Source organism: Nocardioides psychrotolerans (assembly GCF_900113685.1).
Classification (GTDB): Bacteria; Actinomycetota; Actinomycetes; order Propionibacteriales; family Nocardioidaceae; genus Nocardioides; species Nocardioides psychrotolerans.
The window spans coordinates 114,265-129,603 of record NZ_FOQG01000013.1 but is presented as its reverse complement, the minus strand read 5'-3'; the positions used below and the strand labels follow the sequence as shown (position 1 = coordinate 129,603).

14 protein-coding genes are annotated in these 15,339 nt (G+C 71.7%); 9 read left to right on the top strand and 5 right to left on the bottom strand.

Translation table 11 applies throughout. From position 1 onward, the window contains the following. The 4 genes from BM204_RS15750 to cofD all read right to left on the bottom strand — a co-directional run. Positions 1-840 (bottom strand): 13E12 repeat family protein (locus BM204_RS15750; RefSeq protein WP_218153746.1); only part of this gene is annotated, 840 nt, incomplete at its 3' end. 1,054 nt (positions 841-1,894) lie between these two features. Beyond that, on the bottom strand, positions 1,895-2,650 hold the full coding sequence (locus tag BM204_RS15745; RefSeq protein ID WP_091115251.1) for a DUF3105 domain-containing protein: 756 nt from the start codon (positions 2,648-2,650) through the stop codon (positions 1,895-1,897). Positions 2,651-2,690: 40 nt separating this feature from the next. Continuing rightward, positions 2,691-3,668 (bottom strand): coenzyme F420-0:L-glutamate ligase, encoded by a 978-nt coding sequence (cofE, locus tag BM204_RS15740; protein WP_091115250.1) that lies wholly within the window; start codon positions 3,666-3,668, stop codon positions 2,691-2,693. A 7-nt stretch (positions 3,669-3,675) separates the two neighbouring features. Continuing rightward, positions 3,676-4,725 (bottom strand): 2-phospho-L-lactate transferase, encoded by a 1,050-nt coding sequence (gene cofD, locus BM204_RS15735; RefSeq protein WP_091115291.1) that lies wholly within the window; start codon positions 4,723-4,725, stop codon positions 3,676-3,678. A 143-nt stretch (positions 4,726-4,868) separates the two neighbouring features. Between cofD and BM204_RS15730 the strand changes: the two genes are divergently transcribed. From BM204_RS15730 to BM204_RS15720, 3 genes are all read left to right on the top strand, one after another. Further along, a complete protein-coding gene (locus tag BM204_RS15730) occupies positions 4,869-5,123 on the top strand; it encodes a WhiB family transcriptional regulator (protein ID WP_091026910.1) in 255 nt (84 codons plus the stop codon). A gap of 82 nt (positions 5,124-5,205) precedes the next feature. Next, on the top strand, positions 5,206-8,115 hold the full coding sequence (locus BM204_RS15725) for a glycosyltransferase family 2 protein (RefSeq protein ID WP_143099794.1): 2,910 nt from the start codon (positions 5,206-5,208) through the stop codon (positions 8,113-8,115). Further along, positions 8,112-9,479, top strand: coding sequence for a DUF5719 family protein (locus BM204_RS15720; protein WP_091115244.1), 1,368 nt, complete (start codon positions 8,112-8,114; stop codon positions 9,477-9,479). Before BM204_RS15725 ends, BM204_RS15720 begins: the two co-directional genes overlap by 4 nt. A 22-nt stretch (positions 9,480-9,501) precedes the next feature. Here BM204_RS15720 and BM204_RS15715 read toward each other — a convergent pair whose 3' ends face one another. Further along, on the bottom strand, positions 9,502-9,882 hold the full coding sequence (locus BM204_RS15715) for a metallopeptidase family protein (RefSeq protein WP_091115243.1): 381 nt from the start codon (positions 9,880-9,882) through the stop codon (positions 9,502-9,504). Between the two features lie 92 nt (positions 9,883-9,974). On the opposite strand from BM204_RS15715, the gene BM204_RS15710 reads away from it, so the two are divergent. The 6 genes from BM204_RS15710 (at position 9,975) to BM204_RS15685 (ending at position 15,230) form a co-directional block, all read left to right on the top strand. Continuing rightward, positions 9,975-10,334, top strand: coding sequence for a DUF3499 domain-containing protein (locus tag BM204_RS15710; protein ID WP_091115290.1), 360 nt, complete (start codon positions 9,975-9,977; stop codon positions 10,332-10,334). Between the two features lie 24 nt (positions 10,335-10,358). After that, a complete protein-coding gene (locus BM204_RS15705) occupies positions 10,359-11,759 on the top strand; it encodes a phosphomannomutase/phosphoglucomutase (protein WP_091115240.1) in 1,401 nt (466 codons plus the stop codon). Further along, on the top strand, positions 11,756-11,941 hold the full coding sequence (locus BM204_RS15700; RefSeq protein WP_091115238.1) for a Trm112 family protein: 186 nt from the start codon (positions 11,756-11,758) through the stop codon (positions 11,939-11,941). Before BM204_RS15705 ends, BM204_RS15700 begins: the two co-directional genes overlap by 4 nt. Before the next feature lie 8 nt (positions 11,942-11,949). Further along, positions 11,950-12,978, top strand: a complete 1,029-nt coding sequence (locus BM204_RS15695) for an SIS domain-containing protein (RefSeq protein ID WP_091115236.1) — start codon at positions 11,950-11,952, stop codon at positions 12,976-12,978. 3 nt (positions 12,979-12,981) lie between these two features. Continuing rightward, positions 12,982-14,118 carry an acyltransferase family protein gene (locus BM204_RS15690; protein WP_091115233.1) on the top strand — a complete coding sequence of 379 codons (1,137 nt, stop codon included), beginning with the start codon at positions 12,982-12,984 and terminating at the stop codon, positions 14,116-14,118. 149 nt (positions 14,119-14,267) lie between these two features. After that, entirely contained in the window at positions 14,268-15,230 is a 963-nt protein-coding gene (locus tag BM204_RS15685) for a DUF808 domain-containing protein (protein ID WP_091115231.1), read from the top strand. Positions 15,231-15,339 lie beyond the last annotated feature (109 nt).

Below are 15,339 nucleotides of genomic sequence, written 5' to 3'. Positions count from 1 at the left end.
GCAGGACCTGGACTTCTTTGTGCAGTGGGGGAAGACGCAGGTGGGGTTGCGGAGGCGGACTTTCTCGGCGGTGAGGAAGGTGGGGACGTAGGGGTCTGGCCGCTGGTGACCGTGGTGGCCGGTGTCTTCGCTGCCGTTGCAGTGGTCGTTGAGGTTGATGACGGGGCGGATGGTGATGTGGCGGTCGTCGCGGGCGAGCCATTCTCGGATGCGGTCGGCGAGGAGGGTGTGGCCGGCCTCGTTGTGGGCGAGGAGTCCGCGGCCTTCGATGACGTCGTGGTCGAGGTGGACGTAGGCCACGATGCTCTTGGAGGGTGCGGGTGGTTCGTGGCCGTTGATGAGGGCGAGGGCCCGGGTGGGGTCGGCGAGGATCCCGACGGCTTGGGACCTCCTGACGTCCAACGACTCCAGTGATCCGTCGCGTTTGAGGGCTTCGGCGATGAGGGCGACGGCGGTGTCGAGGTCGTGAAGGTCGGCCCAGTCGGCGCGGATGGTCATCTCCGCGATCCCGGTATGACCGATCGACCTCTCATCGAGGGTGACGTGGCGGTGTTCGAGGGCTTCGAGTGATGCTGCCTCGACCTCTTCGGCGTGCAGGAGGAGCATCGCTTCGTCGATGAGGCGGTCGAGGGTGATCAACCCGGCGGTGCCGGCGAGGGGGGCGATGGCACGGTCGACGTGGGCGATGACGTCTCTGGGTGCGCCGAGGACGGCGCCGGCGATGCGCCGGGCCCGCCATACCGGGACCTTCCCGGCGCATACTTTTGCGTGGACCCTCGGCATCCGGTGGCGGATCACGAGGCAGTCCCGCAGGAACGCCTTCCCGGCTGCGGTGGACATCGCGTTAGCTGTGGCGAAGGGTGCTGCGGCGGACCAGGTGATGGGGGGGGATCCCGAACCACTGCACCTCATCGAGGTCACCGGTGACCGGGGACCCGTCGCCCATCGGCTCACCCGGGACATAGGAGGCTCGTGGTGCCTTCCAGGACTGGTCGCCGGGGGTCTCGGGGTGGGCGTGGGCCCACGCCCACCCCGAGGTGGAACATCCGCAACCCGGCAGCGTTCTCTGCTGCTTTGACGGCGCGGATCTCAGCGATGAGGTCAGTGGGTGTGGGCGCGTCGTCGTCGACCTGATGGGGGTCGATGGTGGCGCCGGTTGTCATGCATCTAGTGTAGTCGAAGAGAGGTTCGGTTGACAAGCACTCATTCACGGGATCCCGACTCGTGCCAAGGCTATTGGCGCGCGCCGACACCGCCCTGCGCTGGAGGATCGGCCAGTCGCTTCGAGGTTCACTTCTGGTCGGCGGCGACGCAGGCGAGGCCAGAGCAGGCACCACACAGGGGGCGCGCAGGGTCGGCACCCTGACACGTGAACCTATGGGCGACGACGATCTTGCCCGATGCGGTGGCCCGGTTTGCGGGGCTGCAGCGCGTCGCCTCTCACCGATGTCTTGGGAGATAACACTCTCGCCGAGTCCCGTGAGCGCCATGAGCGCGAGAGCGGGACAGCCACCGCTACTCCGAGGAGGCGGCACATGGGACCGGTGCCGCGCCGGGCGGACCTGAGCGCCAGGCACCCCGAACACGAACGGGTCCTACCCAGGCTGGCGGATTCGACGGTGCTGACCACGATGCACCGGAGGCCGGCGCGGCACCTTGCTCGCATGATCGACGACCTCGCCAGGGCCCACGACGGCAGGCGACGGTGCGGCCATCGATCTCGACGAGCACGAGCGCGACGCCGACGGGGACTGGCACTCCGGATCCAGCGGCAGCGCTGACGACCAGGGAGCCCCGTGGTCGACCGTCAGGTCCGACGCTGTCTCGTGATGGATCGGGCAGTAGCGACCGACGGCTCGCGCCGCTGACCGCTCTGCCCGACCGGGGGCGCTGACTACTCGACCGTCGGCTCGGGGGAGTCGAGGTAGGGGTAGTCGAGCATGAAGGTCTCGAGGGCCTCGCCGCTGAACTCCGAGCAGTACTGCCACACGCCGACCTGCTTGGCTGCGTCGGTCTCGCCCTCGCCACCGACGGACCAGTGGGTGTAGGCAACGTGCGTCCCGTCGGGGAACGCCGCGCCGTCCTCGTCCTCGGAGGTCCACGGGGCCGCGATGAACTTGTAGCGGTAGTTGTCGGTGCCGGGGAACTGCTTGGCGACCGCCCTCAGCTCGGTGATCGCGTCGGCGTCCTCGGCGATCGTCTCGTCGTACCAGACGACGGTGTAGCCGTGCTCGAGGTTGTGGACCAACGACTCCAGCTCGGGACGGTCGGCGTCGGTGTAGAACTTGCGGTCCATGGGGGCCGGCGCGACGCCGAACTCGTTCCAGTGGGGACCGAAGGCCGGCGGGGCGTCCTCGTAGACAACCGGCGTGTTCGTCGGGATGTGGTCGTTGTTGCCCTCGGCGGTCTTGGTCTCGACCTTCTCGCACGCCGACGGGGCAGCGCCGATGCTCGCGAGGCCCAGGTCGTTGAACTTGCGCAGGTCCCAGGCGTTCTTGAGCGGCCGGTAGGACGCGGCGCCGATGATGAGCAGGGCGACGACGACACAGACACCGACGATCATGAAGCCGCGGCGCTTCTCGGCGCCCTTCTGCTTCTTGCGGATGTCGTCGATGACCTTCTGGCGGTCGGACTTGGCTTGCTTAGCCACGGTTAGGTCTACCTCGGTTCGGGGCGGGGTCGCGGTGAGTCTACGGAGTCGACGGTCGGAGCCGCAGGCGGTCCCGCCCAGTCGGCCCGTCGAAGGTCCCGTCGACCACCCATCCGTGGGCGAAGGCGAGCACGACCACCAGCGCCGGCTCCTGGCTGCCGCGGACCTCCACACCGCTACCGTAGGCCGTGGCGGTGCCGGTCGATGTGCCGACTGCGGCGCCCAGCGCGCGCAGCAGCTCTTCGGTGCTCGCGGGCGTGCCGAACACCGCCTGGTCGGCCGGGTCGCCGGCAACGGCGCGGACCACGGCCTCGCGGGCGCCGAAGCCGAAGAGGTCGGCGCCCTCGGCGCGCACCAGGGCGACGGCTCCGGACCCGTCCTCGCCGCTCGGCAGCACCAGGTCGGCGCGGCCTCGCACGACGGCGACCGGGCGGCCCCTGAGCTTGCCCTGGGCGAGCTCGGCCATCCCAGCGATCTCGTCGGCGACGGCCGGTGCGGTGACGGCCAGCTCGTTGCCGTGCCCGTCGACACGGCCGGCGAAGTCCTCGGTGACCAGCAGCCCCGCGGCGCCGATGGCGATGTCGGTCTGCCCCTCGCGCCAGGCGCGGCCGGCGGTGTCGGTGACGACGACCCCGACGTTGGCCCCGGTCAGCTCGAGCAGCCGCGCGCGGAGCGCGCGGGCCGAGGAGTCGGGGTCCACGGGGAGCAGGACGATCGAGCCCAGCTCGACGTTGGAGGCGTCGATCCCGGCGGCGGCCATGACCAGCCCGTGGTGCGTGCGCACGATCTGCGTCGGCCCCTTGCGGGCCACGACCCGGTCGGTCTCACCGGCGAGCGCCTCCTCGCGCGTCGCACCGACCACGACCCGGCCCTCGGCCTTGCTGACGACCTTGCTGGTCACCACGACGACGTCGCCGTCGGCGAGCGGGGCGAGGACCGGAGCCAGGAGCGCGGCCAGGTCGTCGCCGGCGCGCACCTCGGGCAGTCCGTCGGGCGCGGTGACGGAAATGGTGCTCATCGTGCGCTCAGCCCACCAGCTCGATCGCGGCGGCAGCCATCGCAGCGGTCGCGTCGAGGTCGCGCATCATCAGCGGTACGGCGCGGCACGCGACGCCGGCGTCCGTCAGGCGGTTCACGGAGCCGGCGTCGCGCTCGTCGACCAGCCACCCGTCGAGGAGACCACCCTCGGAGCGGGCGCCGTAGTGGAGCCCGACCCCGGCGGCGCTGACCTCGACGCCGATCGCGTCGAGCATCTGCTCGGCCATCCCGCGCACGTGCGTGCCGCCCACGATCGGGGACAGCCCCACGACCGGTGCCTTCGTGGCCACGACGGCCTCACGCACCCGCGGGACGCCCAGGATCGTGCCGACCGAGACGACCGGGTTGGACGGCGGGAGGATCACCAGGTCGGCGTCGGTGATGGCGTCGATGACGCCAGGGCCGGGGGAGGAGTCCTCCAGCCCCACGAAGAGCACCACCTCGGCGGGCACCGAGGCGCGCAGCTTGATCCAGTACTCCTGAAAGTGCACGACGCGTCGACCGCTCGGGCTCTCGGGGTCGGCGATCGCCACGTGGGTCTCCACGCGGTCGTCGGTCATCGGCAGGAGACGGACGCTGTCGCCGAGGGCCGGGGTGAGCCAGCGTCGGCACAGCGCCTCGGTCACCTGCGAGAGGGGGTAGCCGGCTTCGAGCATGTGCGTGCGCACCAGGTGGGTCGCCACGTCGCGGTCCCCGAGGCCGAACCAGGTCGGCTCGACGCCGTACTCGGCGAGCTCGGTCTTGACGCTCCACGTCTCCTCGCGACGCCCCCAACCGCGCTCGAGGTCGATGCCGTCGCCGAGGGTGTACATCACGGTGTCGAGGTCCGGGCACACCTTGAGGCCGTGCACCCAGATGTCGTCGGCAGTGTTGGCGACGACCGTCACCACTGCGTCAGGGGCGACACCGGGCAGGGTCCCGGAGCGGATCCCGTGGGTGAGCCCCTGCAAGAATTTGGCGCCGCCCATGCCGCCCGAGAGGACGGTGATCCGGCGCAGGATGGGACGGGTGGAGGGGGCTGGTCGACGATCCGGCATGGCCGCTACCTTGCCGCACGTCGCCACGCCGGAGGCCAGGCGGCTCATGCCTTAGCAGATCAGCGCTTGACTTCAGGGGTACGACAGGCATGTAATTCTCACATTGTTGTTCGGTGTGTTGCTGGGTCGAAAGGGTGAAGACCGTGAGAGAACTGTTTCTTCTCGAACCGGACGCCGAGGATGCGGGTTGGCAGGATCGCGCGTTGTGCGCGCAGACCGATCCCGAGGCGTTCTTCCCGGAGAAGGGTGGATCGACGAGAGAGGCCAAGAAGGTCTGTCTCACGTGCGAGGTCCGGGACGACTGTCTCGAGGCCGCGTTGTTCAACGACGAGCGCTTCGGCATCTGGGGTGGTCTCTCCGAGAGGGAGCGCCGCAAGCTGAAGAAGCGCGCAGTCTGACGCTCGACAGGAATACCCCGGCCCTCGTGGCCGGGGTTCCTGCATTTCGGGGCCACCGGCGACCGGACTAGGGTGGCCGATCGTGTCAGCGCCCGCGGAGACCTCATTTCGGGAGACCGCTGTCGGTCGGACCAGCGTCGCCGCGCTGCTCGTGAGCCACGACGGCGCCCGCTGGCTGCCCGCGGTGCTGGAAGGCCTGCAGGCGCAGACCCGGCCCGTCGACCGGGTCGTCGCCGTCGACACCGGCAGCAAGGACGAGAGCGCCGACCTGCTCGACGCGGCCTTCGCCGCACAGCACGGACCGGCCCTGCGTGTCACCGGGGCCACGCACTTCCCCGCTGCCCTCGAGCTCGGCCTCCAGCAGCTGGACGCGGTCGGTGAGCCCCCGCAGTGGGTGTGGGTCCTCCACGACGACGCCAACCCCGCGCCGGGCGCCCTGGCTGCCCTGCTCGCCGCCGCCGAGCAGCACCCTGAGGCCGATGTCCTCGGCCCCACCTTGCGCGAGTGGCCCGACCTCAAGCGCCTGCTCGAGGTCGGTGTCACGATCTCCGGCACCGGCCGCCGCGAGACCGGGCTCGAGCGCGGCGAATATGACCAGGGACAGCACGGCGACGTACGACGGGTGCTCGCGGTCAACACCGCCGGCATGCTGGTGCGCCGCACCGTCCTCGAGGAGCTCGGTGGGCTCGACGACCAGCTGCCGATCTTCGGCAACGACCTCGACTTCGGCTGGCGGGCAGCGGCAGCCGGTCACACCACGATCGTCGTGCCCCAGGCCGTCGTCTTCCACGCGGAGGCCGCCCACCGCGGGATCCGTCGTACGCCCCTGACGGGCCGGCACACGCACTACCAGGAGCGCCGCGCCGCGCTCTACACGCTGCTGGTCAACAGCCGCACCCGGGCGCTGCCCCTCCAGGTGCTCCGTCTCGGCCTCGGGACGCTCCTGCGGATGATCGGCTTCCTGCTGGTCCGCTCCGTCGGCGAGGCGCTCGACGAGCTCGCCGCCCTGGTCTCGCTCTACTCCAGCCCGCGCCAGATCCTCGCGGCCCGCCGGGAGCGGCAACGCCGGCACGGGAAGGGGGCGGCCGACGTCTCCGACCTCCTGGCGCCCCCGTGGCTGCCCTACCGCCACGGCCTCGACTTCGTGAGCGACCTCGCCGCGGCCGCGACGCACCAGGCGGCCGACGTGGCCGAACGGCGCCGGGCGGCCACGCTCGAGCGTGACCCGTCGTCGATGGTCACGCGACGTCCGTCCCTCGACGACGAGGACGCCTTCGAGGACACCGGTGTCGTGGCCCGTTTCCTGACCAGCCCGATCGCCGTCCTGCTCGCGCTGTTCGTGGTCGCCTCGCTGGTCGGCGCGCGGGAAGCCTTCGGCTCCGTCGTCGGTGGCGGGCTCTCGCCGGTGCCCGAGTCGGTCGGTGACTGGTGGCACCTCCACCTCGACTCGTGGCACGCGCTCGGCCAGGGCAGCGCCGTCCCGGCCCCGGCCTACCTGCTGGCGCTGGCGCTGGTCGGCTCGCTGCTCGGCACCACCCTCACCATCTCGGCCCTGCTCGTCCTCGCCGTGCCCGCCGGCGTCTGGGGCACCTGGCGCTTCCTGCGCGTGACCGGTCGGCTCGTCAGCCCCCAGGGCGCCCCCCGCTGGGTGCTGCTCTGGGGCGCCACGACCTATGCCCTCGTCCCCGTCGTCAGCGGCGCGTGGGGCGAGGGACGACTCGGCCCCGTCGTCACCGCGGTCCTGCTGCCCTGGCTGGCCCACGCCGCCCTCGGCTTCGCCGACCCCGCGGCCGACCGTCGCTGGCGAGCCGCTTGGCGCACGGCGCTGCTGCTGGCGCTGGTCACGGCGTTCGCCCCTGTGGCCTGGCTCTTCGGGCTGGTCCTCGGTCTCGTCGTGGTCGCCGCCGCCTTCGCGATCGTGCCCAGCGCGATGCGTGACCGCTCCACCTGGGGCCCGCCCGCCACCGCGATCCTCGCCGTGCCGGTGCTGCTGGTGCCGTGGTGGCTGCCCTCGCTCGTGCACGGCGCGGCCGCCGGGCTCGTGCTCGACGTCGGTCGGCTGCCGCTGCCCGCCGTCGACACCCGCGACCTGCTCTCGGGCCGCATCGGCGACCTGGGCGCCCCGTGGTGGCTGGGGGTGCTGGTGCTCGCCGCCGCCCTCGGTGCCCTGCTGCCGCGCGCCACGCGCATCCCGGTCCTCGTGTGCTGGATCGTCGCGCTGGTCGCCGGTGTGCTGGCCGCCGCGCTCGGCATCCTCGTCGTCACCCTCGACACCACGACGACCCCGCTCGGGATCGGCTTCCTCGTGGTCGTCCTCCAGGGCGCGCTCGTCACCGCCGCGACGCTCGGCGGGCAGGGCCTGGCGGCTGCCACGCTCCGGTCCGTCGGGACGCGGCGCACGCTCGTGAGCGTGGTGGCGGTCGTGGCGGCCGTCGTACCCCTCGGTGGGCTGGTGTGGTTCGGTGTCGGGGGTCACGACGGCCTCGACGACACCGAGGACACCGACATCCCGGCCTACATGGTGCAGAGGTCGATGACCGGCGACGAGCACGGCATCCTCGTGGTCCGCGGCTCGGTCGAGACCGGCCTCAGCTACACGATCCGTCGCGGCGACGGCGTGACCCTGGGGGAGGACGAGATCCTCACCCGCACCCCCGAGGACGCCGCATTCACCGACCTGGCGCAGACCCTCCTGTCGCGCCCGGGGCCCGACGTCGTGGACCGGCTGGCGACGCAGGGCATCGAGTACGTCGTGATGCCCGCGCCCGCCGACGGTGACGTCGCCGCGCTGCTGGACTCGACCGGCGGTCTCGTCCAGGCCAGTGCCGAGGACCGCGAGACCCGGGCCTGGCAGGTCGGGCGCGAGCTCGACGAGCAGGCGCTGGAGGGTCCGACCTCCTGGCTGCACCTCGGGCTCGTGGTGCTGCAGGGGCTCGCGATCGTGGTGGTCGCGGTCCTCTGTGCCCCCACCGCCGAGAGGAGGCGCCGATGACCCGCACGTCCCTGCGCCGCCGTCTCGACGTGACCACCGTGCTGGCGGTCCTGCTGCCCCTGCTCACGGTCGCGGCCCTGCTGTTGGTGCGCCCCGACGTCCCCACCGCCGGACCGCGCCCTCCCGAGCAGACCCCGCTGACCCGCGCGGTCGCGATCTGTCCGAGCGGCGACCCCGAGGCCTACGTGACGTCGGCCGCAGACGTCGGTGGACCGATCGCCTTCCGCCTCGGTGACCGCGAGGGCAGCGACGACATCGAGCCCGGACGCGTCACCACCCTGGACGGCGGCGACGGCCCGCTCGTCGTCCGGGCCGACGGCGAGGTCGCGCCCGGGCTGCTCGTCGGCCGCTTCGCCAGCCCCGTGGCCGCCGCCGAGTGCCGGGCGCCCGCCTCCGACCAGTGGTTCACCGGCGTCGGCTCCGGTGCCCGGCACACCTCGGTCCTCGAGCTGGTCAACCCCGACGCGGGGCCTGCGGTGATCGACGCCACGCTCTACGGCGTCGGTGGGATCGTCGATGCTCCCGACCTGCGGGGCGTGGCGGTGCCCGGACGTGGCGTCGTACGTCTCGACCTGGGGGAGGTCGTCCCGCGTCGCGACGAGCTCGCCCTCCACGTGACGACGTCGCGTGGTCGGGTCTCCGCGAGCATCCGCGACCGCTACGCCGAGCTCGGCACCGGCGGCGCCTCGACCGACTGGCTCGGCGCCCAGCCGGAGCCGGCCAGGAGCAACCTGCTGCTCGGCATCGCCCCCGGTTCGGGCCTGCGCACGCTCACGCTGCTCAATCCCGGGAACAGCGAGACCCGCGCCCGGGTGCAGCTGGTCTCGCCCGAGTCGGTCTTCACCCCGTCGGGCCTCGACGAGGTCGTGCTCGCACCGCAGAGCGTCACCCGGGTCTCGCTCTCCGACCTGCTCGACACCAGCGCTTCGGACGGCACCCTCGGGCTCCTCGTCGAGGCCCCCCAGCCGATCACCGCCACCGTGCGGTCCTACGCCGACCGCGACCTCTCCCACGCCGTGAGCGGCCTCCCGGTCGACAGCGCCACGACCGTCCTCGCTCCCGCCGGTGACAAGCGGCTCCTGCTCGCCGGTGCCTCGCAGTCGGGGTCGGTCTCGGTCACCGCCGTCGCCGCCGACGGGACGGTGCTGTCCGAGGAGCGCACCGAGGTGCTCCCTGGTCGCGGCTACGCCCTCGACCTCCCGCGCCGGACCGCGCTGGTCACCCTCGCCCCTCGCCAGGTCTCGGTCGTCGCCTCGCTCCTGGTCAGCGAGGCCGACGGTCCCGGACGCGGAGCCACCGTGATCCGGTTGCGGCCGCAGGTCACCAGCGGCCTGGTCGCGTCCGTGCGGCCGGGTCTGCCCTGACGGGCTGCGGGTCCGGAACGGGTCAGTCGGAGGTGTAGCGCGGGTCGACGTCCTCAGCGTCGATGCCCAACAGCTCGGCGATCTGCTCCACCACCAGCGTCAGCACCAGCGCCTCCAGGTCCGAGCGGGTCTCGCAGCGGTGCTCGATCGGGCGGCGGAAGAACACCAGCCGGGTGGGCCGGCTGCCCGTGCCGCGCACCAGCGACGACAGCGGCACCGTGCCGGCCCAGTCATCAGGGACGAGCGGCGTGTCCTCGACGGCGTACTCCACCAGACCCAGCCGGGACGACCACCGCTCGTCGATGTCGGTCACGACCTCGAGCACGAGGGCGTCGAAGCGCTCCCGGGGCCTCGTGAGCTCCGGTCGTCCGGGCGTGCGGGGCATGACGGCGGGCCCGCGCATGCCGCGGCCCCGTCGGTCTCGGGTCCGGCCGGTGTCTCTCACAGCCGCGAGCCTAAACGGGAGCGGGGGTGTGGACCGGTACGGTCACGCTCGTGAGTCTTGCCCGTCGTTGTTCGCGATCCCCGTGTGGGCGTCCAGCGGTCAACACGTTGACCTACGTCTACGCCGATTCCACCGCGGTGCTCGGGCCGCTCGCGACCTACGCCGAGCCCCATGCCTATGACCTCTGCGCGATCCACAGCGAGCGGCTCTCGGCCCCTCGCGGGTGGGAGGTCATCCGACTCCAGGGCGACCCCCGCGAGACCGGACCGTCAGGCGACGACCTCCTCGCGCTCGCCGACGCCGTCCGCGAGGCCGCCCGCCCCGCACCGGTGGCGCGCGTGGCGCCCGAGGACGAGACCGGCCACGAGTCGACACGGCGCGGACACCTGCGGGTGCTGACCAGCGACTGAGGGTCCTCCACTACTGTCTGCCGCATGGCAGACAGCCCCGCCGACGTCACGTCGGGCACCTTGGACCCCGCCAACATCGGGGCGATCTTCAAGGCCTACGACGTGCGCGGCACCGTCCCCGACCAGATCGACGAGGACCTCGCGCGCGCCACGGGCCGCGCCTACGTCCAGGTCGTCGGGGCGACGAAGGTCGTGGTGGGCCATGACATGCGGGCCAGCTCGCCCGGCATGGCGGCGGCCTTCGCCGACGGCGCGACCCAGGCCGGCGCCGACGTCGTGATGATCGGCCTCGCCTCCACCGACCAGCTCTACTTCGCCTCCGGGCACCTCGGCCTGCCGGGCGCGATGTTCACCGCCAGCCACAACCCCGCGCAGTACAACGGCATCAAGCTGTGCCGCGCCCGCGCCACGCCGATCGGCCTGGAGACCGGGCTCGCCGACATCCGCGACCTCGTCGTCTCCGGTGACTTCGCCCCGTCGTTCACCGTCGGGTCGATCAGCGAGACCGACGTGCTCGAGGCCTACGCCGCCCACCTGCTCACCCTCGCGCCCGTCACCGGACGTCGCCTCAAGGTCGTCGCCGACGCGGGCAACGGCATGGCCGGCCACACAGCGCCCGCCGTCTTCCGGCGGCTGGGCTCGCCCCAGGTCGACCTGGTGCCCCTCTACTTCGAGCTCGATGGCACCTTCCCGAACCACGAGGCAAACCCCATCGAGGCCGCCAACCTGCGCGACCTGCAGGCCGAGGTCCTCGAGACCGGCGCCGACATCGGCCTGGCCTTCGACGGCGACGCAGACCGGTGCTTCCTGATCGACGAGCGCGGCCAGGCTGTCTCGCCGTCGACCCTGACGGCCCTCATCGCCGCCCGCGAGCTCGCCAAGGAGCCCGGTGCCACGATCATCCACAACCTGATCACCAGCCGCGCCGTGCCCGAGATCGTCATTGAGCTCGGCGGCAAGCCCGTCCGCACCCGCGTGGGCCACTCCTTCATCAAGGCCACCATGGCCGAGACGGATGCCATCTTCGGCGGCGAGCACAGCGGCCACTTCTACTTCCGCGACTTCTGGCGCGCCGACTCCGGCATGCTTGCCGCACTGCACGCGATGGCGGCGCTCGCCGAGACCGACGGGACGCTCTCGGAGCTGCTCGCGCCCTACGAGCGCTACCCCGCCAGCGGCGAGATCAACTCCGAGGTCGCCGACGCCGCGGCCGTGATGGCGGCCCTGGAGACGGCCTACGCCGGCCAAGACGCCGTCAGCACCGACTGGCTCGACGGGCTCACCGTCAGTCACCCCGACTGGACCTTCAACGTCCGGCCGTCCAACACCGAGCCCCTGCTCCGGCTCAACGCCGAGGGCAAGGACACCGAGACCATGGACCGCGTCCGCGACGAGGTCCTCGCACAGATCAGGAGCGACCGATGAGCGTCGAGCTCGACCCCACCCTGTTGGACATCATCGTGTGCCCGGCGTGCCACACCGACCTCGAGCTCGTGGGCGACGACACCGCCACCCCCGAGCTCGTCTGCCAGGGCTGCGGGCTGGCCTACCCGATCCGCGACAACATCCCGGTGATGCTCGTCGACGAAGCCCGCAAGCCGGCTTAGGCCCCACGATGTCCTGGTTCGACGAGTCCCGGCTCGATGACGAGGTCGCGCTGGGTGCGGCTGACCTTCGCCTGCGCACGCTGGCGGAGTCGGGAGCCCGTGTCCGACGGGAGGCCGGCGATGCTGCCGAGGCCATCGCGGACGTCGTGGCCCGCAGCCACGACCAGGCGCGTCCGCGCGCGATCATCGCCGCCGGCCCCGACTCGCGACTGCTGCGCGCGGTCCTCGAGCCGTGGTGCCCGGTGCCGTTCGTGGCCTGGCCCGGTCAGGCGCTGCCCGGCTGGGCGGGCAGTCTCGACCTGGTGATCGTGCTGGCGCCCGACGGTGGCGACAGTGGCACCGCTTCGGCAGTCGCCGAGGCCGTACGCCGTGGCTGCCAGGTCGTCGTAGCGTGCCCCCCGACCTCCATGGTCGCCGAGCACGCGGCCGGTCGGTGGAGCACGATCCTGCCGACGACCACGCGCGACCAGCTCGCGACCGCGGTCGTCATGCTCAGCTACCTCGACCAGGTCACCCTCGGCCCGAGCGCCGAGCCGGAGACCGTGGCACAGGCACTCGACGACGTGGCGACCTCCTGCAGCCCGCACCGCAACCTCGCCGTCAACCCGGCCAAGATGCTCGCCATCGCGCTCGCCGACGCCAACCCGATCGTCTGGGGCGGCTCGGTGCTAGCCGCCCGCGCCGCCCGCCGCGTCGCAGAGTCGATCCGCCGCTCCAGCGGCCGCACCTCGATCGCGGGTGACGCCGAGCACCTGCTCCCGGTGATCGAGGCCGCCAAACCCCGCAACGTCTTCGAGGACCCGTTCTCCGATGACGGGGGAGAGCTGCGCCCGATGCTGCTCGTCCTCGACGACGGCGCCGAGGACGCCGTGGTGCGCGAGCACCGCGGCCGGCTCCTCGCGGCGGCCACGGAGCGCGGCGTACGCGTCGAGCACCTGACGACCGACGTGCCCAGCGAGGTCGCCCGCTACGCCTCGTTGATGCTCAGCGGCACCTACGCCGCCGAATACCTCCGTCTGGGTCTGGTCGAGGACTAGCACGTGGCGGTTCGTGACCCCTGGTTCGACAACGCCAAGATGTCGCTGGTGACCCTCGTCGTCGTCGGTCATGCGTGGACGCTGCTGCCGCTGACGGGCACCGTCGGCTACCTCTATGACTTCCTCTACGCCTGGCACGTCCCGGCGTTCGTCTTCGTCACCGGCTACCTCTCGCGGGGCTTCACCTACGCCCCTGACCGGATGTGGCAGCTGGTGCGCACCGTCGCCGTGCCCTACGTGATCTTCGAGTGCACTATCGCGCTGTTCCGGGTCTACGTCGGCGGCGAGGAGCTCGAGGACCTGTTCCTCGATCCGCACTGGCCGTTGTGGTACCTCTCGGCGTTGTTCTTCTGGCGCCTGCTCACCCCCGTCTTCAAGACGATGCCCGGAGGCTTCGTCGTGGCGCTGGTGATCAGCCTGCTCGCCGGTCTCTTCGCAGGCGACGAGCTCGACCTCGCACGGATCCTCGGGCTGCTGCCGTTCTTCGTGCTCGGTCTCAAGGCGACCCCCGAGCGGCTCGAGAAGCTGCGCTCACGACCGGTCCAGGTCGCCGGTGCGGGCTTCTTCCTCGCGCTCATCTCGCTGACCTGGCTGGTCGAGCGCTACGCCACCACCGAGTGGCTCTACTACCGCGCCCGCTACGACGAGCTCGACGTCTCCGACCTCCAGGCGTTCCTGATCCGCGCCGTGCTGCTCGCCGTCGGGACGATCGGTGCCCTCGCCTTCCTCGCGCTGGTGCCGCGCATCGGGGGCTGGTTCACCCGCATGGGCACGGCGAGCCTGGTGGTCTACCTCTTCCACGGCTTCGCCGTGAAGGGCGCCGACTACGCCGGCTTCGACGAGTGGGGCGCCGACCACGTCGCCCTGGGCCTGACGATCACCGTTGTCGTCGGCCTCGCCCTGCCGCTCCTCCTGGCCTGGCGCCCGGTCTCCTCGCGCCTCAACGAGCTGGTCGACCCCTTCGGCTACGCCGAGCGCCACGCCCGGCACGCCGTCGACCTCGGGGTGACCGTCGTCGTCCACGAGGACCACGAGACCCCGGTCCTCGACCAGCTCGTCGACCGACTCGTGGGCGAGCGCTCCGAGCCCGCCCTCGACGCCCTCGCCGAGCACCTGGCCGAGGAGCGGGAGAAGACCTGACGCCGAGGCGGCGCAATGGTGCACGCCGTACGACGCCCTCGACTGCGACATCGCGCCGACTCGGCGGTCGGGGAGCCACGTGACCGCCAGTAGCATGACGGCATGACGATCGCAGCCGTCCTCGGAGCGGCCACCCCGGGAGCCGACCTGTGAGCGGCGGGTTGTTCGCGCTGCTCGACGACGTGGCCGTGCTGGCGAAGGCGGCCGCGGCGTCGGTCGACGACGTGGGTGCTGCCGCCGGGCGGGCGAGCATGAAGGCGGCCGGCGTGGTCGTCGACGACACCGCGGTGACACCGCAGTACGTCCAGGGCGTCGCAGCTCAGCGAGAGCTGCCGATGATCAAGAAGATCGCGGTCGGCTCGCTGCGCAACAAGCTGCTGCTCATCCTGCCGGCAGCGTTGCTGCTGAGCCAGTTCCTGCCGTGGTTGCTGACCCCGATCCTGATGCTCGGAGGCACGTTCCTCTGCTACGAGGGGGCCGAGAAGATCTGGGAGCGGTTCTCCGGCCACCACGAGGAGGAGACGCTCGCGACCGAGCTGGACGCCGAGGCGGAGAAGACGATGGTGTCGGGGGCGATCCGCACCGACCTCATCCTGTCGGCCGAGATCATGGTGATCTCGCTCAACGAGGTCGCCGACGAGCCGTTCCTCACCCGGGCCGCGATCCTGGTCGTGGTGGCGATCGCCATCACGTTCCTGGTCTACGGCGTGGTCGCCGCGATCGTGAAGATGGACGACGTGGGCATCGCGCTCACCCAGCGTGCCTCCAGCGTCGCGCAGAAGGTCGGGCACGCACTGGTCCGGGCGATGCCCGGGCTGCTCGCCACGATCTCTGCTGTCGGCACCGTGGCGATGCTGTGGGTCGGTGGCCACATCCTGCTCGTCGGCCTGGAGGACCTCGGCTGGCACGCGCCGTACGACGCCGTGCACCACCTCGAGGTCGCGGTCCACGACGCCACCGGCGCGCTGGGCGCGGCCCTCGGGTGGCTGGTCAACACGGCGCTGTCCGCGGTCGCGGGCCTGGTGGTGGGCGCTGTGGTGGTCGCGGTCATGCACGTGCTGCCTTTCGGGCATACGAAGGCCGAGGACTCCTCGGAGCCTGTCGCCTCCTGACCTGACCAGGTCGGATCCGCCCCCTTACACCTCCGGTTCAAGAGTCCCGACGGGGGGGTCGCGAGGATTCTTCGGTTCCTGGGAACCCGTTCTAGCCTTGATTCCACGC